Raw genomic sequence first — 492 nt, forward strand, 5'->3', positions numbered from 1 at the left:
CAGCCCCACACGATCCGATTCGACGCCCCAGTCCTTCTTGAGCAGGTCGGCGGCTGCGATCACCTCGCGGAAGATCGTGCCCGAACCCAGCAACTGCACGCGCGGCGCATTGCTGTTTTCCACGCCCTTCCTGAACTGGTACATGCCCTTGACGATGTCGCCCTCTACGCCAGCCGGCATTTCCGGGTGCTCGTAGTTCTCGTTCATCACCGTCAGGTAGTAGTAGACGTCTTCCTGCTCAGCGTACATGCGGCGCAGGCCATCCTGCATGATCACCGCCAGCTCGAACTGGAAGGTCGGGTCATACGAGATGCAGTTCGGGATCACGGCATGGAACACATGCGAGTGGCCGTCTTCGTGCTGCAGGCCTTCGCCGTTGAGCGTGGTGCGGCCCGAGGTGCCGCCCAGCAGGAAGCCGCGCGAACGCATGTCGGCGGCCGCCCAGCACAGGTCGCCGATACGCTGGATGCCGAACATCGAGTAATAGATGTA

General features: G+C 62.2%; 1 pseudogene. It reads right to left on the reverse strand.

From position 1 onward, the window contains the following. A pseudogene (gene aceE, locus OR16_RS38890) lies at positions 1 to 492 on the reverse strand (pyruvate dehydrogenase (acetyl-transferring), homodimeric type); the annotation flags it as partial.

Source organism: Cupriavidus basilensis OR16, assembly GCF_000243095.1.
Classification (GTDB): Bacteria; Pseudomonadota; Gammaproteobacteria; order Burkholderiales; family Burkholderiaceae; genus Cupriavidus; species Cupriavidus basilensis_D.